20 protein-coding genes and 1 pseudogene are annotated in these 20,190 nt (G+C 61.3%); 8 read left to right on the top strand and 13 right to left on the bottom strand.

What is annotated here, in order from left to right; genetic code table 11:
* Genes JQ621_RS09395 through JQ621_RS09385 form a run of 3 tightly spaced genes read right to left on the bottom strand, consistent with a single transcriptional unit; the run spans window position 1 to window position 3,682 of the window.
* Window positions 1–894, bottom strand: coding sequence for a branched-chain amino acid ABC transporter permease (locus JQ621_RS09395; protein WP_211376038.1), 894 nt, complete (start codon window positions 892–894; stop codon window positions 1–3).
* Entirely contained in the window at window positions 894–2,855 is a 1,962-nt protein-coding gene (locus tag JQ621_RS09390) for an AMP-dependent synthetase/ligase (protein ID WP_212234148.1), read from the bottom strand. The genes JQ621_RS09395 and JQ621_RS09390 overlap by 1 nt, the downstream gene beginning before the upstream one ends.
* Before the next feature lie 17 nt (window positions 2,856–2,872).
* Window positions 2,873–3,682, bottom strand: a complete 810-nt coding sequence (locus JQ621_RS09385; protein WP_212234147.1) for an ABC transporter ATP-binding protein — start codon at window positions 3,680–3,682, stop codon at window positions 2,873–2,875.
* A gap of 209 nt (window positions 3,683–3,891) precedes the next feature.
* Here JQ621_RS09385 and JQ621_RS09380 point away from each other — a divergent pair, with 209 nt between their 5' ends.
* Window positions 3,892–4,794, top strand: coding sequence for an NAD(P)H-dependent flavin oxidoreductase (locus JQ621_RS09380; protein WP_249124999.1), 903 nt, complete (start codon window positions 3,892–3,894; stop codon window positions 4,792–4,794).
* A 102-nt stretch (window positions 4,795–4,896) separates the two neighbouring features.
* Here JQ621_RS09380 and JQ621_RS09375 read toward each other — a convergent pair whose 3' ends face one another.
* Together JQ621_RS09375 and JQ621_RS09370 are read right to left on the bottom strand one after the other, a co-directional pair.
* Complete coding sequence (locus JQ621_RS09375) at window positions 4,897–5,523, bottom strand: TetR/AcrR family transcriptional regulator (protein WP_212234145.1); 627 nt, start codon at window positions 5,521–5,523, stop codon at window positions 4,897–4,899.
* Between the two features lie 98 nt (window positions 5,524–5,621).
* Window positions 5,622–6,782, bottom strand: coding sequence for an acyl-CoA dehydrogenase family protein (locus tag JQ621_RS09370; RefSeq protein ID WP_212234144.1), 1,161 nt, complete (start codon window positions 6,780–6,782; stop codon window positions 5,622–5,624).
* Window positions 6,783–7,046: 264 nt separating this feature from the next.
* Between JQ621_RS09370 and JQ621_RS09365 the strand changes: the two are divergent.
* Window positions 7,047–7,643 (top strand): annotated as a pseudogene (locus JQ621_RS09365) (cobyric acid synthase); the annotation flags it as partial.
* On the opposite strand, the gene JQ621_RS09360 reads toward JQ621_RS09365, so the two are convergent.
* Together JQ621_RS09360 and JQ621_RS09355 are read right to left on the bottom strand one after the other, a co-directional pair.
* Window positions 7,616–7,879 carry a cobalamin biosynthesis protein gene (locus JQ621_RS09360; protein ID WP_249124997.1) on the bottom strand — a complete coding sequence of 88 codons (264 nt, stop codon included), beginning with the start codon at window positions 7,877–7,879 and terminating at the stop codon, window positions 7,616–7,618. The pseudogene JQ621_RS09365 and the gene JQ621_RS09360 overlap by 28 nt on opposite strands.
* 69 nt (window positions 7,880–7,948) lie before the next feature.
* Window positions 7,949–8,398 (bottom strand): hypothetical protein, encoded by a 450-nt coding sequence (locus JQ621_RS09355; RefSeq protein WP_212234142.1) that lies wholly within the window; start codon window positions 8,396–8,398, stop codon window positions 7,949–7,951.
* Between the two features lie 149 nt (window positions 8,399–8,547).
* Between JQ621_RS09355 and JQ621_RS09350 the strand changes: the two genes are divergently transcribed.
* Genes JQ621_RS09350 through JQ621_RS09325 form a run of 6 tightly spaced genes read left to right on the top strand, consistent with a single transcriptional unit; the run spans window position 8,548 to window position 15,712 of the window.
* Window positions 8,548–10,530, top strand: a complete 1,983-nt coding sequence (locus tag JQ621_RS09350) for an AMP-binding protein (protein ID WP_212234141.1) — start codon at window positions 8,548–8,550, stop codon at window positions 10,528–10,530.
* 5 nt (window positions 10,531–10,535) lie between these two features.
* Window positions 10,536–11,393: an ABC transporter ATP-binding protein gene (locus JQ621_RS09345; protein WP_409334214.1), complete on the top strand. Its 858-nt coding sequence runs from the start codon at window positions 10,536–10,538 to the stop codon at window positions 11,391–11,393.
* Window positions 11,394–11,419: 26 nt separating this feature from the next.
* A complete protein-coding gene (locus JQ621_RS09340; protein ID WP_212234311.1) occupies window positions 11,420–12,340 on the top strand; it encodes a branched-chain amino acid ABC transporter permease in 921 nt (306 codons plus the stop codon).
* Between the two features lie 2 nt (window positions 12,341–12,342).
* Complete coding sequence (locus JQ621_RS09335) at window positions 12,343–13,431, top strand: branched-chain amino acid ABC transporter permease (protein ID WP_212234140.1); 1,089 nt, start codon at window positions 12,343–12,345, stop codon at window positions 13,429–13,431.
* Between the two features lie 56 nt (window positions 13,432–13,487).
* Window positions 13,488–14,813 (top strand): ABC transporter substrate-binding protein, encoded by a 1,326-nt coding sequence (locus JQ621_RS09330; RefSeq protein WP_212234139.1) that lies wholly within the window; start codon window positions 13,488–13,490, stop codon window positions 14,811–14,813.
* Window positions 14,814–14,866: 53 nt separating this feature from the next.
* Window positions 14,867–15,712, top strand: coding sequence for an ABC transporter ATP-binding protein (locus JQ621_RS09325; protein ID WP_212234138.1), 846 nt, complete (start codon window positions 14,867–14,869; stop codon window positions 15,710–15,712).
* Between the two features lie 3 nt (window positions 15,713–15,715).
* On the opposite strand, the gene paaI is transcribed toward JQ621_RS09325, so the two are convergent.
* Genes paaI through JQ621_RS09295 form a run of 6 tightly spaced genes read right to left on the bottom strand, consistent with a single transcriptional unit; the run spans window position 15,716 to window position 20,118 of the window.
* A complete protein-coding gene (gene paaI, locus JQ621_RS09320) occupies window positions 15,716–16,162 on the bottom strand; it encodes a hydroxyphenylacetyl-CoA thioesterase PaaI (RefSeq protein ID WP_212234137.1) in 447 nt (148 codons plus the stop codon).
* Window positions 16,146–17,150, bottom strand: a complete 1,005-nt coding sequence (meaB, locus tag JQ621_RS09315) for a methylmalonyl Co-A mutase-associated GTPase MeaB (RefSeq protein WP_283813163.1) — start codon at window positions 17,148–17,150, stop codon at window positions 16,146–16,148. Before meaB ends, paaI begins: the two co-directional genes overlap by 17 nt.
* A gap of 4 nt (window positions 17,151–17,154) precedes the next feature.
* Window positions 17,155–18,834, bottom strand: coding sequence for an acyl-CoA mutase large subunit family protein (locus JQ621_RS09310; protein ID WP_212234136.1), 1,680 nt, complete (start codon window positions 18,832–18,834; stop codon window positions 17,155–17,157).
* Window positions 18,831–19,280, bottom strand: a complete 450-nt coding sequence (locus JQ621_RS09305; RefSeq protein WP_212234135.1) for a cobalamin B12-binding domain-containing protein — start codon at window positions 19,278–19,280, stop codon at window positions 18,831–18,833. The genes JQ621_RS09310 and JQ621_RS09305 overlap by 4 nt, the downstream gene beginning before the upstream one ends.
* The gene (locus tag JQ621_RS09300) at window positions 19,280–19,870 is read right to left on the bottom strand and encodes a TetR/AcrR family transcriptional regulator (protein ID WP_212234134.1); all 591 of its coding nucleotides are present in this window, start codon (window positions 19,868–19,870) and stop codon (window positions 19,280–19,282) included. The genes JQ621_RS09305 and JQ621_RS09300 overlap by 1 nt, the downstream gene beginning before the upstream one ends.
* Window positions 19,871–19,884: 14 nt before the next feature.
* On the bottom strand, window positions 19,885–20,118 hold the full coding sequence (locus JQ621_RS09295; RefSeq protein ID WP_212234133.1) for a hypothetical protein: 234 nt from the start codon (window positions 20,116–20,118) through the stop codon (window positions 19,885–19,887).
* Window positions 20,119–20,190 lie beyond the last annotated feature (72 nt).

Genomic DNA, 20,190 nt, shown 5'->3' with positions numbered 1-20,190 from the left:
TCAAACCCTCTCGATCGTTCTCCACCCGAACATTCCGGTCGGGCGGATGAACAAGATGACAAGCATGATCACGAACGGAAATACCGAGCCAACCGCTCCGCCGACCACCGGGTCGACATAGGCTGTCACAAGTCCCTGCACGGCGCCGACGATCAGACCGGCCAACAAGACTCCGGCGATCGACTCGAATCCGGCGAGCAGGGCCACCGGCAGCGCCGAAAGCCCGATGTCGGAAGCCAGGAAGTTCAACGACTTGCCGCTTAAATAGATGATTGCGCCGAGGGTCGACAACACAGCGCCCAGCGCCCAAGCGAATGCGATGGAGCGCTTCACCGAGATTCCCATCGACAACGCGACCTGATGATCCTCCGCAACTGCGGTCATTTTGAGCCCGGCGCGGGTGTTGTTGAAGAACCACGACAGGCCCAGTCCGACGATCACCGTGATCACGGCGCCGATCAGCAGTGATCGCGGAATCAGGATGTCGCCGATGATCACCGGCTTCAACGCGAAGATGATCGGAAACGGCCGGACCTGCGGTCCGAATATCAACAGGATGAGGCCCCTGATGAGAATCAGCAGGCCGATCGTCACCATCACCATCGCGAAACTGGACTCGCCGACGAGACGCGAAAAAAAGATGCGCTCGATGATAAGTCCGAAAATCGCCGATACCGCCATCGCCAGCGGAAGCGCCACGAACAGTGGCAGTCCGGTTTGGATGACCATCCACCAGACGATGAAGCCGCCGAACACGACGAGCTCGCCTTGCGCAAAGTTGAACACCTTCGACGCGCGGTAGATGACAATGAAGCCCATCGCGATAAGGGCGTAAAGGAGCCCTACCAGCGAACCGTTGACCAGGTAATTCAGAAAGTCGATCGTGTCGAACATTATGACACCCCGGTTATTTTGCGTCGCGGCTGGACCGCCGCGACGACCAGAGGTGCGGCATCCACGGAATGAACCAGTACGTTGGCTGCCATCGTCCCGCGGCGGCCATCCTGGTAGGTGACCGGGATCGAAAGCGCCACGCGATCCTTGCCGGTGTAGAGGCCGTCAATCAACTCTGCATAGCGCTCCACCAGAAATTCACGTCGTAGCTTGCGCGTCCGGGTCAATTCGCCCTCGTCCGGATCGAGTTCCTTGGGAAAGTTCGCAAAGCGTCGGACCTGGGCGTGAGCCGGCAGGAATTTGTTGATGCGGACGATCTCTTCGCGGATCAGATCGGCCACCGCCGTCATTTGCGACAGATCGGCGAATGTCGAATAAGCCAGCCTGCGTTCCTCCGCCCACCGCGACACCACACCCATGTCGATATTGATCAACGCTCCGATGTAGTCCCGCGACGCGTCGCCAAGCGTCATGATGTCCTTGATGAACGGACTGAAGCGCAGCCGCGTTTCGATGAATTGCGGTGGATAGCTTTGACCGGAACTCAGCTTGGCGAGATCCTCGATCCGCTCGAGGAAAACCAGCTCGCCGGAACTGGTGACGGATACAGCGTCGCCGGTGCAGTACCATCCGCCATCTATTCGTTCGGCGCTCTTCTCGGGCTTGCCGAAATAGCCCTGAAAGAAAGAGCCGCCGCGTACCAGCAACTCGCCTGCCGGTGAAACCTTCCATTCCAGCGCCGCTGTCTCGGGGTGCGCTTCAAGCCAGTGGCCGACGGTTTCGAGGTCGTAGCGTTCGCCCTTGTGAATCGTCATGATGCCGATCTCGGTCGAACCGTAAATATTGCGCAAGGGTACGCCGATGGCGTGAAACAGCCGGAACACATCGGGCGCCATGGTTGATCCGCCGCTCAGCGCGACCTTCACGCGCGTCAGGCCGAGCTTGTCGCGCAACGGCTTCAGAACCAAAGCCTCCGCGATCGGAAATGCCAAGCGGGCTGCCAATGGCACCGGCTTGCCGTCGAGCCGAGCGACGTTGACCTTGCGTCCGATCTCGACGCCCCATTCGTAAATGCGGCGGCGGATTGGCCCCGCGTCGAGCATCTTTGCCTGGATCGTCGAGGCCAGGCTCTCCCATTGCCGGGGTGCGAACACCATCGCCTCGACCGCGAGTTCGCGGAGATTGGCCAGAACCTGCTCCGGCGACTCCGGAAAGTTGACCACCAGCGGCAAGGTGACGCCGATCGTAACACCGAATAATTGTTCGGTGACCCAGGCGGGCGCAATGTAGGTGAGGTAATCCATGCCCGGCGTCAGGTCGGTGCCCTTCACCAATCGATGCGCGTTGTCGATCAGATAACGGTGCGTGATGACGACGCCTTTGGGACGCCCTGTCGTGCCCGATGTGTAGGACAGGATGGCGATGTCGTCCGGCTGACCCAATGCGACAAGGCTATCGAACAGCCCCGGCTCGGCAACGTTGCGTTTGCGTCCCTCGTCTTCCATTTGCTCGAGCTTCATGAGGCTCGGCTGCCGGTAGGACCACATGCCGGTATCATCCCAGTAGATCAGCCGGCGCAGTGTCGGGACGCTGCCGAGTACCGCGAGGCCCTTGTCGATCTGCTCCTGATCCTGGCCCACGAAGTAAACCGCCTGACTGTCGTTCAGCAGATATTCGATTTCACCGACAGTGAGGTCGGGGTAGAGCGAGACGACCTTGCCGCCGAGCGAGAGCACGGCCAATTCGACCCAGAAATTCTCGGGCTCGTTCTCGCCGATGATGGCGACCGTCTCGCCACGCGCAAACGACATCGATTGCAAGCCAACCGCGAGATTGCGGACGCGCTCCAGCACGTCGCCGTAACGGAACTCGCGCCAGATGCCTCGACATTTGTGACGCGCGATCAGCCGGTCCGGCTCCGCAGTGGCCCGCGCAACGAATGCCTGCGGCAATGTTTTCATTGTTGCGGCGGCTAAGGTCATTTTTCGCCCAGGTAAGCCTTCATGACCAAAGGATCGCGCTGGATCTGCGCCGGCGATCCGGTCGCGATCATCTTCCCGAAATCCAGCACGTAGATGCGGTCCGCGAGATCCATGACCACACCCATATCGTGCTCGACGAGCACTACCGGGATGCCGCGCGCCTCACGTACGTCGAGAATGAAACGGGCGAGGTCTTCCTTTTCCTCGTTGTTCATCCCGGCCATCGGCTCGTCCATCAGCAGAATTTTCGGTTCCTGCGCGAGCGCGCGGCCGAGGTCGACCCGCTTGCGCAAGCCGTATCCCAGCGTTCCGACCAGCTGATGGCGGATGGATTCGATTTCCAGCAATTCAATTATTTCCTCGACGACCTCGCGGTGCTGCGTTTCTTCGTTTTGGGCCCAGTGAAAATGCACGAAGGCCTGCAAGATCGAGCTGCGCATATGCATGTGCCGTCCGATCAAGATATTCTCGATGACGGTCATGCCGGGAAAGATGTGCGTTCCCTGAAATGTCCGCGCCAACCCGGATCGCGCGATTTGATGAACGCTTCGGCCGACAATCTGCTCGCCACCGAAGACGATGTCGCCTTGTTGCGGGCGATAGAAGCCGCTCATGCAGTTCATCAGCGAGGTTTTGCCGGCGCCATTGGGACCGATGATTGCGATCAACTCGTCGCGCCTGATCTCGATCGAGACTTCATTCAGGGCAACGACGCCGCCGAACGACATTCGCAAGCGGTCCGCGGTCAGAATCGGCCGCATGCCGCTCACGTTGGGCTCCGCGTGGGTCGCCGCTTCGGCGCTCATGTCTCCTCCGTAGTCGCGCAGTCGTTCAAAGCACGCGCGTCGTTATTTTTCTTGCGTTATGACCAATCAGGCATAATATTTACTTGTAAGTCAAATAGATTTTTGACGCTTTTCATGTGACCAATTCACGGCGTGAACGAATGCTGGGCGACCCCAATCTTGCTGTGCAACTCCGTACCCAGTTCAAATTGCCCGTTCTGGTTGGGCCGATGTTTCTCGTATCGGGTCCCGACCTTGTCATCGCTTGTTCCCAGGCCGGCGTCGCGGGCTCGTTTCCGACCCTTAATGCGCGGTCGACGGCAATCCTGGATCAATGGCTCGCGAGGATCACGGCCGAGTTGCAGCTGGACGCGGCTCCCTATGCGGCGAACCTGATCGTCCATCCAACCAACACCAGGCTGGCGGAAGACGTCGATCTGGTCGTCAAACACAAGTCGCCGCTGGTGATCGCCAGCGTCGGAAATCCGGGTCGTGTTGTTGCCGCGGTAAAGAGCTACGGCGGCTTGGTTTTCTCCGACGTCGCCTCGCTCAAACACGCCCAACGCGCGGCGGAAACCGGCGTTGATGGTCTGATTTTGTTGTGTGGCGGCTCCGGCGGCAACACCGGTTGGCTCAACCCCTTCGCATTCGTCACCGCCGTTCGTAAATTCTTCTCCGGGCCCCTTGTTCTCGCCGGGGCGATCTCGAACGGCCACCTGATCCATGTTGCGGAAGAGCTCGGCGCCGACTTCGCCTATGTCGGTACGCCCTTTATCGCGGCGACGGAGAGCATGGCGGCGGATGATTACCGGCAAATGCTGATCGAGAGCAACGCCGACGACATTCAGCTGACGGCCGAAGTCACTGGCATACCCGCCAACATGCTCCGCAAAAGCCTCGAACGCAGCGGCTTCAGGCCGGAGCCGAAGCATGACGGTTTCAATCTCCTGAAGGAGATCGAGACGCTGAAGGCATGGCGAGATATCTGGAGCGCGGGGCAGGGCGTTGGCGATGTCGAGCGTGTCGAGCCGGCTGCGGGCGTGATCGACCGCATGACGCATGATTACGATGCGGCGCGCGCAGCAAGCCAGCAACGGGCCGCGCGCAGGTTCGCTTCAGTCGGCAGTCAATAGCTCGCGGGACGGCTCTCATCCGCTTTTGCCTTAACGGCTCAAGGTGGGGGCCGATCCCACGGATATACGCAATATCCAGCAATCGCGGGATACGCTCTTAGGCTAGGGCGAAACGGCGTGGTCGAGAAGGTCTGTAAAAACCTTCGCGATCTCCGCGCCGCTTTTCGGTCCGTCCTTATCGAACCACCGCGCCATCCAGTTGACCGCACCCATGAAGAAAAACACGGTCAATTTTGGATCGACCTGCCGTATGCTGCCGTCGGCCATGCCCTTCTCGATAATCGCCTGCATCTGATGCTGCGCCTTGTCACGGCGCGCGGCGACGATCTTGCGGTTGGCGGGATCGAGCGCCTGGAATTCGACGAGGACGGCGCAATCGCCGATCTCGCTGTTGTGCGACTCGATGAATTCGTTCGCAAACGAAAGCAGGATTTCACGGCCGGTCCTGCCGGTCTTGTACGCGTGCTCGAACGCGCGATCGCCGAGATCCTGCGACAGCATATGGCACTCGAACAGGATTTCCTGCTTGTTCTTGATGTAATAATAGAGCGCGGGCTTGGTCACTCCGAGCGTCTTGGCGACATCGTCGAGAGACGTCGCCTGATATCCTTGCGAGCTGAATGCGCGCGCCGCCTCTTTCAGCAAGGCGGTTCGCTTCAGATTGAATTGCTGGTCGCGGGTCTGAACGGTGTCGTTCCACGCGGCAAGCTGACGGTCACGGCCAGACACCACCACTCCTAGAATTTCATTGCGAGAACAGCAGCGCTAATCCCGGCACAATTGAGTTGATTCGCACACCTTTTATCAACGCGAATACCCATCGCAAGTCAAAGATTGCGGGCGATGATGAGTTTCTGGATGTTGCTGGTGCCCTCGTAGATCTTGCAGACACGGACATCGCGACAGTAACGCTCCACCGGGAAATCCCGCAGATAGCCGTATCCACCATGAATCTGCAGCGCCTCGGAGCACACTTTCTCGGCCATTTCGCTGGCGAATAGCTTCGCGATGGCAGCTTCCTTCATGCAGGGCAGGCCGGCCTCGAGCAAGCGCGCAGCATAAATGTAGTACTGTCGGGCGATATCGACCTGCGCCGCCATGTCGGCGAGAGCGAAGCTGACGCCCTGCAACTCCATGATCGGCTTTCCTGCGACCTCACGTTCACGCGCATACCGTACGGCTGCTTCGAGAGCCGCCTGAGCGATGCCGACCGCCTGCGCCGCGACGGCGATACGCCCGTCGGAAAGACCTGACATCATGATGCCGTAGCCGCCATCGAGCGTGCCAAGAATGTTTTCCTTGGGAACGCGGAGCTCCTCAAGCTGGATCTGGGCGGTATGCGCGGTCCGCTGCCCGAGTTTCTCCTCGACGCGACTGACGACGTAACCTTTGGCAGGCGGCTCGACTAGGAACGTAGTGAAGCCGCGCTTGCCGGCGTCTGGATTCGTGCGTGCGACGATGATTGCAACGCCGGCCTCGCTGCCGTTTGAGATGAACTGCTTGGTCCCGTTGATCACGAAATCGTCGCCGTCGCGGCGCGCCGAGGTTCGAAGTGCCGATGTTTCAGAGCCAGCCTGGGGCTCGGTAATCATGAAGGCGCCGATTTTTTCGCCGGAGGCCAGCGCCGGAAGCAGGCGTTGCTTCTGCTTGGCCGTGCCGTTTTTTGCAATGACATGCGCTGCGCCGAGATTGTGAACATGGACGATCGTTCCGACCCCGGCATCGGCGGCGGAAAGTTCCTCGATGGCGAGACAATAGGCGAGAAAGCCGGATGCCGAGCCGCCGTATTCCTCGGAAACGGTCATGCCCATGAAACCTTGGGCGCCGAGAACTCTCAGCTCCTCGGTCGGCCACGCCGAGGTGCTATCACGCTCGGCTGCAGTTGGGGCAAGGACATCCCGTCCAAGTTGGCGCGCCGTGTTGCGAACCATGCGCTGCTGTTCTGACAAGAACGGCTCCGAACCGGTATCGCTGAAATGCTTGTTCATGGTCGCATCCCATCCGCAATTAAGGCCGCAGAATTGCGGCATGCTATTTACGACAGGATACATTAATTTACTCGTGGGTCAAATTTCGGTCATGCGCGCGCCGGTTTGCGAACGCCTTCAACTCGTTACAGTTCTGATCACCCTTACAGGGGCTTAACGCAAACCGGTCGGTTGGTCATTTCCTATCGGCCGGGCGGGCGGCTGCGACGGCATTGTCCGAACCCTTCCGGTCGAATTCGATTGAATACGCTGGATTGCGCGGAGATCCTGCCGGGCAGCAAATCCACCGTCGGCGATCTCGCCTTTCTGCGGACGCAGGGTTGGGACATCGACATCAAGGCCCATGTTCGCCGCGGCGGTCATGTGCTCGGTCTTTGCGGCGGCTACCAGATGCTGGGGCGAACCATTGCCGACCCGGAAGGAATCGAGGGACCCGCCACGACGGTGGAAGGCCTCGGGTTGCTTGACATCGCCACGGTCATGATCGCGGACAAATCCACCAGGCTGGTGCGAGGCATCCATTGCGCAACCGGCACGGCTATTGAGGGTTATGAAATTCATCTTGGCCGCAGCGAAGGCCGCGACTGCGAAAGACCCGTGGTGACGATCGATGGACGCCCCGATGGCGCGAGCACGGCCGACGGGCGGGTGCAGGGTACATATGTGCACGGGCTGTTCACGGGCGACGCATTTCGAAAAGCGTGGCTAGCCCATCTCGGAATTGCTTCTTCGCTCGCTTATGCATCGCAGATCGAGTCCGCGCTCGATGCGCTGGCCGATCATCTGGAAGCGCATCTGGATATCGACGCCATTTTGAGCATTGCACGAAGCCGTCAGACCACCAGCGCCAGTGCGGCGTAGGCTGCCGCTTCGATCACGCACGCTGCGGTGTAAAGGTTGAGCGCGCGACCGATATCGTCGGGTACGGCTTGGCGGGTCGCTTCGGCATTGAGAAAGGGATCTTCGGCCATGTGTTCGGCGTAGCGGCGCGGGCCGGCCAGTGCCAGTGCCAGTGCCAGCGCTCCCGCCATCGCACTTTCCGGCCAACCGGCATTCGGCGAGCGATGTTTGGAAGCATCGCGTCTGACCGCGCCCAACGATTTGCCGACCGATCCGCCCGCAATCGGCCGACGGGCGTGGCGCGGTTTATTCGAACCGCCGGGACTTCACTTTCGCGCGGCGCGTCTTTCGTGAGTCGCGGCGACGTCAAATCCGAGTTGGCTTCCGTCCCTAGGATTATCCGTTCGTTGTAGTACGGCGGGGTTGTCACCAAGATAGAATGCGTCGTCGCCGCTGGCGATCATCAACGCCCAATGCCGCCGCGCGATTTCGGCGGCGAGTATCGCGATGCCGTCGAACAGCAGCGAGAATTTTCCAGCAAAGGTGTTCCGGTCCATCTTGGCGGAGAGGCCTTCGTAGAATGCCTTCGTCCGAAAGCTCTGTGCTGCGACGAACGACCGTGCGGGATCGGGTCTGCATGACAGCAGCAATGCTGGCTGGAACCGATCTTTGAAGCCGACCTTCCACCAGAACAGTATGCGTACCGTCCCGGGCGAAACGCCCAGCAGGCGGTGATCGAGGTGGAAGGGCTGCTGTTCCGAGGCCAGTGATCCCATCTTGCAACGTCGTGCATCCGGGGAAATCTGGAAACATTTTAGCGATCAACTAACTAAACACTTGTTTAGCTCATTCTGAAGTGATAGGGATCGGGAAGCGCAAAAAGGCATCCAATCCCGGTAAACGGGACTTGAGGGGAGAGCGATAGTTGGACGAGGCCGGTAACGCGGACACGTTCCCGAAGCTGCTGCTTCATCATGTTGCCGTGCGCGCGCAACGCCCGGCCATGCGCGAGAAGCGCTTCGGGATATGGACCACCTGGACATGGGAGGCGCTCGCGCGTGAGGTTCAAGCGCTGACGCTCGGGCTGAGGGCCTCGGGAGTCACAGCGGGCCAGAGGGTCGCAGTTATTGGCGTGAACCGGTCGCGCCTGTATTGGTCCATCACGGCCGTGCAGTGCCTCGGCGCGATACCGGTCCCGCTCTATCCGGACTCGGTTGCCGACGAGATGTCCTATCTCCTCGCGCATGCGGGGGTTGTGGCAGCGATCGTCGAGGACCAGGAGCAGGTCGATAAGGTTCTTAGCGTTCTGGCGGAACTACCCGCGCTCCGCCTTGTCGTTTATGACGATCCGCGCGGCATGGTCGATTATGATTCCGGCGACCGAAGTCTGATGAGCCTTGAGGCCGTTCTGGCTCGAGGTCAGGAGGCGTCGTCCGCCGAGGGCTTGGGTTCTGCCTTCGTCGATCTTGTTGCGCGGACCGATGGAGCGGCCACCTCGATCATCCTCTACACGTCGGGCACGACCGGGCGTCCCAAGGGCACGGTGATCTTGGCTGGACGCGCCGTCCGGGCCGCGCGCGAGACCGTCGCCGCGGATAAGCTCGACGAGAATGACGAGGTTCTGGCCTATCTGCCCATCGCTTGGGGCGGCGATCACTACCTCAACTACGCCCAGGGACTTGTCGCGGGCTTCTGCATGTCCTGTCCCGAGGAGCCCGAGACGGTCGCGGAAGACATCGTCGAGATCGGACCGACCTTCTACTTCGCGCCACCCAGCACCCTTGAGGGCCTCCTGACCCGGATCCTGATCGGGATGGAGGATGCGAGTCGCGCCAAGCGCTGGCTGTTCGACACCTTCATGAAGGTCGCTCGCCGCTGGGGCGAGCCGATCCTGAACGGCACAGATGGCGTCCCACTCCATGGTCGCCTGCTCTACCGCCTCGGCGAGGCCCTGATCTACGGCCCCGTCAAGAACGTGCTCGGTTTCTCTCGGATCAAGGTCGCATACACCGCCGGCGAGGCAATCGGCCCCGACCTCTTCGCGTTCTATCGTTCGCTCGGAATCAATCTAAAGCAGTTTTACGGCCAGACGGAAGCCTTCATCTACATCAGCGCCCAGCCCGACGGACAGATCCGATCGGACACGGTTGGCCCGGCCGCGCCTGGGGTGGAAATCCGCATTGCCGAGAGCGGAGAGGTGCAGTTCCGTTCGCCGGGCCAATTCGTCGAATATCTCAACGATCCCGTGCGGACGCAGGAGTCGATGACGCCGGACGGTTTCGTGCGCACGGGTGATGCCGGCTTCTTCGGCGCGGACGGACACTTGCGCATTATCGATCGTGCAAAGGATGTCGGGCGCCTCGCCGACGGAACGCTGTTCGCGCCAAAATACATCGAGAACAAACTCAAGTTTTTCCCGAACATCAAGGAGGCCGTCGCCTTCGGCGCGGATCGCGGCTTCGTCACAGTATTCATCAACATCAACATCACGGCGGTCGGCAGCTGGGCTGAGCGCAATGGTCTCAGCTACGCTTCCTATCAGGAACTCGCCGGGCTTCCGCAAGTCTACGACATCGTCCTCAATCATATCCGCCAAGTGAACCGCGATCTGGCCGCCGAGCCGACCATGGCGGGGGCAGAGATCGCGCGCTTCGTCATCCTGCACAAGGAGCTCGATGCCGATGATGGCGAGCTGACCCGAACCCAGAAGGTAAGGCGCGCCTTCGTCCACGAGAAATATGCCGGTCTCATCAGCGCCCTCTATCGCGGCGCCACGGAGTGCTTCGTCAGTACGGATGTCGCCTTCGAGGATGGTCGGCATGGCCGCATCGAGGCGACCTTGCGGATCGCCGACGTCAATGGGGAGCATCGCCTGCGATCGATCCCGGCTAAAACGATCGTGGCATGACCGTCATGTCTGCACCAATGACCTTCGCTGTCCCGTCGCTGTGTTCGCCGCACGCGGTCTCCTCAGGCACTCCCACCGATCACGCGGGCGCAGCGGCGTGCTGCCTCCTGGAGATCGACCGCGTCTCGCTTCGCTTCGGTGGGATCAAGGCGCTGAATGACGTTTCCTTCGATATCCGATCGGGTGAGATCAGGGCTATCATCGGACCCAATGGCGCGGGCAAGACGTCGATGCTCAACTGCATCAACGGTTTTTACCGGCCCAGCAGCGGCCACATCGTGTTCGAAGGCGTGCGCAGAACGCACACGCGGCCATCGATCGCCGCCCGCGGCGGCATCGCCCGCACCTTCCAGAACGTCGCGCTCTTCAAGGGTATGACGGTGCTCGACAACATAATGACGGGCCGCGCCCTCAAGATCCGCAGCGGAATTCTGAAACAGCTCATCCGCTTCGGACCAGCCTTGAGCGAGGAGATTGAGCACAGGCGGAAGGTCGAGGAGATCATCGAGTTCCTCGAGATCCAGGCCATCCGCAAGACCCCCGTTGGCAAGCTGCCCTATGGTCTCCAAAAGAGAGTCGAGCTCGGCCGGGCTCTCGCGATGGAGCCGAGGCTACTTCTCCTCGACGAGCCGATGGCCGGGATGAATCTCGAGGAAAAAGAGGATATGAGCCGCTTCATTGTCGAGGTGAACCGGACCTATCGCACGACGATCACGCTGATCGAGCACGATATCGGCGTCGTCATGAATCTCTCGGACCGCATTGTCGTGCTCGATCACGGCTGCAAGATCGCCGATGGAACACCCGCTGAGATCAAGAGTAACCAGCAGGTTATCGAAGCCTATCTGGGCGTGGGGGGCTGACGGTGTTGGGGATCGATCCTACCAAAATTGCCTTCTTCGCTGAGGTTCTTGTCAGCGGTCTGTTGTCGGGCGTCCTCTATGCGCTCGTGGCCCTCGGCTTCGTGCTGATCTTCAAGGCCTCGGGCGTGTTCAATTTCGCGCAGGGCGCCATGGTTCTGGTCGCGGGGCTGGCTCTTGTCCGGGCCTTTGGATGGCTTGAGGCGTCAATGCCGTTCTGGCTCGCGCTGCCGCTCGCGATCATCTTCGCCGGCGCGGTGATGACGGGTATCGCGTGGGCTGTCGAACGCTTCGTCCTGCGCAAGCTCGTCAATCAGACAGCCCTCACGCTATTCATGGCGACGATTGGGATCTCATTCGTGCTCGAAGGACTCGGGCAGCAGATTTTCGGCGCACAGGTGTACAAGCTCGATCTCGGCTTGCCGCGGGACAATCTCTTTGCACTTGAGAGCCTCTTCGACGGCGGCATCCTGCTCAACAAACTCGACCTCTGGTCGGCAGTTCTGGCGGCCGTCCTCGTCGCGGCGCTTGTTATCTTCTTCCAGAAAACCCGTATGGGCCGGGCTTTGCGCGCCGTCGCCGACGATCACTCGGCCGCGCAATCGGTCGGAATTCCACTGACCAGGGTCTGGTTCGTCGTCTGGACAGTCGCAGGTCTCGTGGCCATTGCGGCCGCTTCCATTTGGGGTTCAAAGGTGGGAGTCCAGTTCTCACTCGTCTTTGTCTCCCTGAAGGCGCTTCCCGTCATCATCCTCGGGGGCCTGACCTCCATACCCGGCGCGATTGTCGGCGGCCTTCTCATCGGAGCCGGCGAAAAGCTCGCAGAAGTCTATCTCGGCCCGAGCGTCGGTGGCGGGATCGAACAGTGGTTCGCCTATGTCGTTGCCCTCGTGGTCCTGCTCGTGAGGCCGCAAGGTCTCTTCGGTGACCGCATCATCGAACGGATCTGACGATGTTCTATCGCGAGGCAGGACATTTCAAAGACAACTACCGGGCGGACATGGCGACCTTTCCGATCCGCGAGGATCGGATCGGCATCATAACCCTGCTGCTCATCGCGCTCGTTGCGATCCCGCTCGTGCATTTGGCCGGCATTCCTCCCTTTGCCGGCGACTATTTCTTCAACGCCATCCTGATTCCGTTCCTGATCTTGGCCATGGCGGCCATCGGACTTAATCTGCTCGCAGGCTATTGCGGTCAGATATCGCTCGGAGCGGGCGCCTTCATGGGCGTCGGCGCTTATGCGGCCTACAACATCGCGATCCGAATTCCGGAGATGCCGCTGGTCCTGACCTTCCTCCTCGCCGGGGCGGTCAGCGCGCTCGCAGGGCTCGCTTTCGGGTTTCCGTCGCTCCGCATCAAGGGTCTCTATCTCGCGGTCGCGACCCTTGCGGCGCAGTTCTTCCTCGATTGGGCGTTCCTCCGGATGGCCTGGATCACGAACTATTCGCCGTCGGGCTCGGTCTCGGCGCCGCCCCTCGTCTTCGCCGGCTGGCACGCAGATACGCCTGTCGAGCGCTATCTCGTGGTCCTCGTGTTTACGATAGTTGTGGCCTGGGGCGCTTCGAATCTGGTGCGCGGGAATCTCGGCCGGCAATGGATGGCGATCCGGGACATGGACATCGCGGCCGAGATCATCGGCATCCGGCCGATACAATCGAAGCTAACTGCTTTTGCGATCTCGTCGTTCGTCCTTGGCCTTGCGGGGGCACTCTGGGCCTTTGCGAATCTGCGGTCGTGGGAGCCTTATGCCTTCTCGATCGACCGCTCGTTCCAGTTACTCTTCATCGTCATCATCGGCGGGCTCGGCTCGATTATCGGCTGCTTCCTCGGTGCCGCTTTCATCTTGCTCCTGCCGCTCATCGTCGACGCCGTGCCACGCTGGCTGTCGATCCCGGTCCCTGCCGGCGCCGGCTCGAACATTACGCTCGTCGTGTTCGGCGCGCTGATACTGCTCACCCTGATTTTCGAACCCCATGGACTGGCCCGCATCTGGGGCATCGCCAAGCACAAGCTCAGGCGCTGGCCGTTCCCTTACTGAGATCGCACCCCAGAACCGGCGATGAAGCTGGCATTAAACCACAGGAGGAAATGCTGATGTCGATACGGATTACCAAACTGAGCGTTCTTTTGCTCTCCGCCGCACTCTGTTTGCCGGCTGCAGCCGAGGCGCAGGAGAATGGCCAATTTATTCCCGTCGTGTCCTACCGGACCGGGCCCTACGCACCCAATGGCATCCCTTGGGCGGACGGGATCGTCGACTATCTCGAACTCGTCAACCAGCGTGACGGCGGCATAAACGGCGTCAAGATCCTCTACGAGGAATGCGAGACAGGTTACGCTACCGACCGCGGCGTCGAATGCTACGAGCGGCTGAAGAACAAGGGCCCGACGGGTGCTGCCTTCATCAATCCGCTTTCGACCGGCATCACCTTCGCGCTCACCGAGAAGACGCTCGTTGACAAGATTCCACTGATAACCGCGGGGTTCGGCCGGTCGGAATCGCGCGACGGCAGCGTATTCCCTTGGAACTTCCCGCTGATCGGCACCTATTGGACCGCGGCCGACGTCGCCATTCAGCACATCGCCAAGGAGCTTGGCGGAACCGACAAGCTGAACGGCCGCAAGATTGTTCTGCTCTATCACGATTCCCCGTTCGGCAAGGAGCCGATGCCGGTGTTGGAGGTGCTGGCCAAGAAACACGGCTTCCAGCTCACGATGATCCCCGTCACGAGTCCGGGTGTCGAGCAGAAGTCGCAATGGCTCCAGATTCGCCAATTGCGGCCCGACTACGTCGTGATGTGGGGCTGGGGCGTCATGAATCCGACCGCGATTCAGGAGGCTGCCAACGTCAACTTCCCGCGCGACAAGATGATCGGCTTCTGGTTTGCGGGCGCCGAGCCTGACGTGGTGCCGGCCGGCGCCCAAGCCGTCGGCTACAAGGCGTTGATGCTTCAGCATGGCGCGGGGCGCGCGCGGGTTCATGATGACCTCGACAAGTACGTCTACGGCAAGGGCCTCGGCAAAGCGAAGCCGGCCGATACCGGTGGCGTTCTGTTCAATCGCGGGATGGTCGGCGTCATGCTCGGCATTGAAGGGATCCGTACGGCCATGGCCAAGTACGGCAACAAGCCGATGACGGGAGAGCAGGTCCGCTGGGGAATCGAGCACCTGGCGCTCGACGAGAAGCGCATCAAGGAACTCGGCTTCGAAGGCATGATCAGCCCGGTCAAGATCAGCTGCGCCGACCACGAGGGGACGCGTACCTCGCGTATTCAGCAGTGGGATGGCAAAAGCTGGAACATCATCTCCGACTGGTACACCGCCGACGAGGCGATGCTGGCGCCATTACTGAAGGAGGCGGCTGCCCGCTATGCCAAGGAGAAGGGCATCACGCCACGCGACTGCAGCAAGGAAAGCTGATCCGGCACTTCCGGGGCGGCCCGAGCGCCGCCCCGATTCGGTGGAGACAAGGAATGATGCCCGCAGCAAGCAACGTTGAAGGGGAGGGCGTGGCGGTTCCGCCAATCCTCTCGGTGAACAACATCGAGGTGGTCTATGACCACATAGCGCTCGTTCTGAAGGGCGTCTCCTTCAGTGTGCCGCAAGGCGGCATCGTCGCACTTCTCGGGGCGAACGGCGCTGGCAAGACGACGACGCTGCGGGCAATCTCCAACATGCTTAAGGCCGAACGTGGCGACGTCACCAAGGGTTCGGTGATGTTCGCGGGAGAACGCGTCGACCGCCTCACAGCCAATGACCTCGTCCGCCGTGGTTGCATCCAGGTTCTGGAAGGGCGACGCTGTTTTGCCCATCTGACGATCGAGGAGAACCTGCTCGCGGGCGCCTATACGCGCCCGGACGGTGCTGCCGCGATCCGGCGCGACCTCGAAAAGATCTACGAGACTTTTCCGCGTCTCCGCCAGCGCCGCGCGTCGATCGCCGGCTATGTCTCGGGCGGCGAGCAGCAGATGTGTGCGATCGGCCGCGCCCTGATGTCGAAACCCCGCATGATCCTTCTCGATGAGCCGTCGATGGGGCTCGCGCCCCAGGTAGTCGAAGAAATTTTCGAGATTGTACGTGACCTGAACACGCGTGAGGGCGTCTCCTTTCTGCTCGCAGAGCAGAACACTAACATGGCGCTCAAATACGCGACCTACGGCTACATCCTTGAGACCGGCCGGATCGTCATGGACGGTCCGGCGGAGACAATGCGCGAGAACGAGGACGTCAGGGAATTTTACCTCGGCGCGGCCGATGCGGGAGGTGCGAATTTCCGCAACGTCAAGACCTATAAGCGCCGCAAGCGCTGGCTGAGCTGAGGCTCAGCCCTTATGCGGCATCGCGTCGGCAATGGTCCGTGACTGGCCGCGGAACTCGGCCACGACCTTGCCGGTCGCCGCATTGACGACGGCGCAATCGTAGATCGCGCTCTTGGTCGTCCGCGATCGCTCCAAGGCATGAGCAATCAACCGATCCCCGGGCTGGACCGGACGCACGAAAGTGATGGTGCAATGATGGGCGACGGCCTGACGCCCGTGGCTGTTGCAGGCGATCGAGAGCGCCGTGTCGGCCAAGGTGAAGAGCACCCCGCCATGACAGGTGCCGAAGACATTGAGGGCGTTATCGGGAACAGTCATCTCCAGTTGCGCCTCTCCCGGGCCCGCCCGGCGTAATATGAAGCCAAAGGTACGAGCAGGCTCGTCGCCCGACAGCATGAATTCAGCGCAATGCTGCGCAACCGCGCCCGGATTATCAGACGGCTGGTTCATGCGTGCTTTCCGCTACCTGAGTTTGGTCAGAGATCCGATCTGGCATCTTGGTCCCCTCCGAGATCACGGCCGCCACCGCCTCGTCGAGGCTGATCAGCCCTGCTTCGATCTGCGCCAGGAGGTCGAGCAAGGCCGGATCGCGGCGGGCCATGGTCCGGCGGCGCATCAGCGTCGCAGCGCTTTCCGCGACTAAGCGTCGAATCCGCGCTCGACGCCGGGCCTGTCTATCGCCCGGCGCACTCGCGCCGAGGGCGAGGACGGCCGCGAGCAACTCGGCGACGCCCTGTCCGGTGCTGGCAACGGTTTCCAGAACGGGCACATCCTTCTCTCCGTCGCGGCGCAGGCTCAGCATTGCCCTGAGCTGACGGACGGTACGCGCCGCGAGCGGCAGATCGGCCTTGTTCACGACGAGGATGCTGGCGATCTCGAGGATGCCGGCCTTGATCGCCTGGACGTCGTCGCCGAGCCCCGGCGCGTTCACGACCACGCGGATATCGGCCACATCGACGACTTCGACCTCCGACTGTCCGGCTCCTACGGTTTCGATCACGACCACGTCGCGGCCCGAGGCATCGAAGAGGTCGACGATGTGGTGGATGCTTTCGGTCAAGCCGCCGAGATGACCGCGCGAAGCGATCGAGCGGATGAACACGCCCTCGTCCTCGGTGTGGCGTCCCATCCTGATGCGATCACCAAGTACCGCGCCTCCCGAGAGGGGGCTCGAAGGATCGACGGCCGCGACCGCGACCGTACGTCCGCTCTTGCGCAACGCCGCCACGAAAGCGTCGACGAGCGTGGATTTGCCCGCACCCGGCGGACCCGTGAATCCGATCGTGAGCGCGCGCCCGGTCGAAGGCAGAATCGCGGCGTGGAGAGCGGAGGCCAGCGGGCCGCCGTCCTCCATGATGGTGATGCCCCGGGCAACGGCGCGCGAATCGCCTGCGCGGACCCGCTCAGACAAAGATGGTGCGATGCGGGCTCCCGCCATGCTGTCAGGCGACGATCAGGGGATGCCCGAAGCCGAGCTCCCGACGCAAACTGCTCACGATCTCTCCATGAGTGACGCCAGCTTCAGTGGCGTCCACAACCTTCTCGAAGACGTTCTCGTCTTTGCTATTGGCGGCGCGCGCCAAGGCATCGAGCGCTCGCGCCACTGCTTCCTGGCTACGCTCCTGCTTGAACGCCTTGAAGCGCTCGACGTGCCGGTTCATCGCGTCGGGATCGGGTCGCTCGGCCGGAGGGACGGTGAGGTCCTGGTCGACCTGGTAGCAATTGACCCCGATGATCTTGCGATCGCCCGACTCGACCTGCTCCTGGAAGGCGAGCGCGGAATCGCCGATCATGGTCTGGACCAGCCCGGCCTCGGCAGCCTTGTACATGCCGCCTGCCGCATCGATCTTCGCGATCACGGCCTCGATCTCAGCCTCCATCTGATCGGTCAATCGCTCGACGTAGTAGGAGCCGCCGAGAGGATCGATCACGTCGCAGAGCCGAGCCTCTTCGCGCAGGATATTCTGCGTCGCGACCGCCACGCGCGCCGTTTCCTCGCTCGGGCAGGCGATCGCCTCATCATAGGCATCGGTATGCAGCGACTGTAGGCCGCTCAGGATGCCGGCCATGGCCTGGACGGAGACGCGCGCGATGTTGTTGAGCGGCTGCTGTTGCGTCAGATCAACCCCGGAGGTCTGTCCGTGGAACTTGAAGCGCCAGCAGGCCGGATCCTTCGCCCCTAGCCTGTCGCGCGCGATCCGAGCCCAGATCCGGCGGCCGGCCCGGAATTTCGCCACTTCTTCGAAGAACGAAATCGAGATGTCGAAGAAAAAGGTGAAGCGCCGCAGCACATCGTCGATATCCATGCCGCGCGCTATGCAGTCCTCGGCATATTGGATGGCGGTCGAAAGCGTGAAGCCCATCGTCTCCGCCGGCGTCGCGCCGGCCTGCTGCATATGCTGACCGACGACCGAGACCGGGTTCCAGTTCGGAACGTGACGGCGGCAGAACTCAATGTGATCCAGCAACATGCGCCGCGATCCCGGCAACGACAGGCGGTAGAACTGGTGATTGGCAATGAAATGCGAGATGTAGTCGCTCTGATTTGATGTTCCGGTGACCTGGCTCCAGTCCACGCCGCGCCGCCGCGCGACGCCCAGCGTGAATGCGAGCAAGGTGAACGGCGATGGATCGTTCATAGCTGTCGAGATCTTGCCGAGAGGCACCCCGGCGAGAGCATCGTCCATGTGGTCGGTTGTGTTCACGACCGTGCCACACGTGCCGAGCAACTCCGGGTCGACCTCGTCGCAATCGATGCCGCGGAAGCCTGAACAGCACGGCAACAGGCTGATTGCGTTCGCACCAGCATCGATGATCCGGAGGACGCGCTTGTTGTAGTCCGCCGGTGTTCCGAGCCCGATAAGCTGCCGCTGCGTCCAGGTCCGTCCGCGATGCATGGAGGGATAGACGCCGCGCGTATAGGGAAATTGGCCCGGAAAACCGAGATCGTCGAGATAGCGTTCGCTCGACCAGTCACGCGGGGAATAAAGCGGCTGGACCTCGATGCCAGAGCGGTTGCGAACCGGTTGCTCGCCAGCCATCTGCTTCGAATAGTCTGCACGCCATTCCCCTTGGGCCTGCTCGAAGCCGGGAAGGGGAAGTTGGATCGCCGTATGGGTCATGGGTTTGCCTCCAAGAATTCGTTGATGCGAGCGTGGCGCGCATCCTGTCCGAGAGATGTCACGCAAGCCACGATCTCGTCGCGTGCCGCGCCCGGCCCGAACACGTTGCTGACGCCGGCCTCGATGAGGGCGGTCTTCTCCTCGTCGGGTACAATCCCGCCCACAATGACGCGGACATGATCGAGCCCGGCGGCGCGCAAGGCCGTCATCATCTTCGGGACGATGAGATGATCGGTCGCGAGGGAGCTAATCCCTATGACTTCGACATCCTCCTCGGTCGCGAGCTTCACGACCCCGGCCACGGTCTGCCAGGGCGGCGTGTAGATCACCTCCATGCCGGCATCGCGTAGATAGGCGGCGACGATCCGGCTGCCGCGATCATGACCGTCGAGGCCAATCTTGGTGACCAGAACTCGGATTGGCCGGAAGCCTGAAGTTGTGCTCATTATTTGCCTGCCAAGGGAGTAGGGCTGAGCCCGAAGGACGCAAGGTATTCGTTCACGATGCCATCGAGACTGCCGGCGCTTTTGCGGTACCAGACCGGCGTCCAGTTCAGAGCGCCGATCAGCATAAGGCGAGCGAGCTTGGGATCGCGGCCGGCTGGAAGATCGACCTCAGCCAGGAGGGAGCGTAAGCGCGACTCGTAGCGCTCGCGCTGCAACTTCAGCTCGTTGGTAGCTTCAGGAATGTCCTCAGGCAGCACGCGGACTATAACTCGCGCATAGGCGCTGGCGTCGAGAATAGCCTCAAGATGCGCCATGATCGCGCAGCGTAGACGGATGTTGGGATCACGCTGACCTTCTAGCGCCTTTTCGAAGCGACCAATGATACGGTCGACGCCTTGGGCATAGACGGCCAGGAGCAGGGCTTGTTTCGTGGGGACGTGAAAATAGACCGCTCCCGGCGTTACTCCCGCTTCCTGCGCGATGTCGCGCATGGTCGTGGCATGGTAGCCCCGCTCTGCAAAATGAGCGGCCGCCGCATCAAGCAGCGCCGGCAGACGATTTGCCTGGCGTTTCGCGATCGTTGCTGCCAATGGATCCTCGATAGCTAACTAAACGATTGTTTAGCAAGCTTTGAGGTAGCAGTCAAGATCGTGCGGATGGTAGAGCGGCTGCTGCCGAGTATCTCGATCAGTGCGGATTTTTGCGGCAGCCGGTCAATGGGTGGTTGTCCCGCCTGGAAGATGCGGCTGCGGATGAGGTCGGCGACCGCGTCGGAGCACTTGCGCCTGATCGACGCGCGCCGCGAAGGGGCGACGCCCTGAAGCTCCGGTTTGCCCATTTTATCATCATAAATTGGCAGAGCTCTTTTTCAAGGGCTTTGCACGCGCCATGCGTGGGCCGACGATGGATG

The organism is Bradyrhizobium manausense (genome assembly GCF_018129685.1).
Taxonomy (GTDB): Bacteria; Pseudomonadota; Alphaproteobacteria; order Rhizobiales; family Xanthobacteraceae; genus Bradyrhizobium; species Bradyrhizobium manausense_D.
The sequence above is the reverse complement of the archived record's forward strand: the minus strand, read 5'-3'. Positions and strand labels throughout refer to the sequence as shown.

What these genes read in the sequence shown, in the direction of transcription:
- JQ621_RS09395 (WP_211376038.1), bottom strand. Translation starts at nt 894, where the DNA reads ATGTTCGACACGATCGACTTTCTGAATTACCTGGTCAACGGTTCGCTG.
- JQ621_RS09390 (WP_212234148.1), bottom strand. Translation starts at nt 2,855, where the DNA reads ATGAAAACATTGCCGCAGGCATTCGTTGCGCGGGCCACTGCGGAGCCG.
- JQ621_RS09385 (WP_212234147.1), bottom strand. Translation starts at nt 3,682, where the DNA reads ATGAGCGCCGAAGCGGCGACCCACGCGGAGCCCAACGTGAGCGGCATG.
- JQ621_RS09380 (WP_249124999.1), top strand. Translation starts at nt 3,892, where the DNA reads ATGTTTCTCGTATCGGGTCCCGACCTTGTCATCGCTTGTTCCCAGGCC.
- JQ621_RS09370 (WP_212234144.1), bottom strand. Translation starts at nt 6,782, where the DNA reads ATGAACAAGCATTTCAGCGATACCGGTTCGGAGCCGTTCTTGTCAGAA.
- JQ621_RS09355 (WP_212234142.1), bottom strand. Translation starts at nt 8,398, where the DNA reads ATGGGATCACTGGCCTCGGAACAGCAGCCCTTCCACCTCGATCACCGC.
- JQ621_RS09345 (WP_409334214.1), top strand. Translation starts at nt 10,536, where the DNA reads ATGTCTGCACCAATGACCTTCGCTGTCCCGTCGCTGTGTTCGCCGCAC.
- JQ621_RS09335 (WP_212234140.1), top strand. Translation starts at nt 12,343, where the DNA reads ATGTTCTATCGCGAGGCAGGACATTTCAAAGACAACTACCGGGCGGAC.
- JQ621_RS09330 (WP_212234139.1), top strand. Translation starts at nt 13,488, where the DNA reads ATGTCGATACGGATTACCAAACTGAGCGTTCTTTTGCTCTCCGCCGCA.
- JQ621_RS09325 (WP_212234138.1), top strand. Translation starts at nt 14,867, where the DNA reads ATGATGCCCGCAGCAAGCAACGTTGAAGGGGAGGGCGTGGCGGTTCCG.
- paaI (WP_212234137.1), bottom strand. Translation starts at nt 16,162, where the DNA reads ATGAACCAGCCGTCTGATAATCCGGGCGCGGTTGCGCAGCATTGCGCT.
- meaB (WP_283813163.1), bottom strand. Translation starts at nt 17,150, where the DNA reads ATGGCGGGAGCCCGCATCGCACCATCTTTGTCTGAGCGGGTCCGCGCA.
- JQ621_RS09310 (WP_212234136.1), bottom strand. Translation starts at nt 18,834, where the DNA reads ATGACCCATACGGCGATCCAACTTCCCCTTCCCGGCTTCGAGCAGGCC.
- JQ621_RS09305 (WP_212234135.1), bottom strand. Translation starts at nt 19,280, where the DNA reads ATGAGCACAACTTCAGGCTTCCGGCCAATCCGAGTTCTGGTCACCAAG.
- JQ621_RS09295 (WP_212234133.1), bottom strand. Translation starts at nt 20,118, where the DNA reads ATGGGCAAACCGGAGCTTCAGGGCGTCGCCCCTTCGCGGCGCGCGTCG.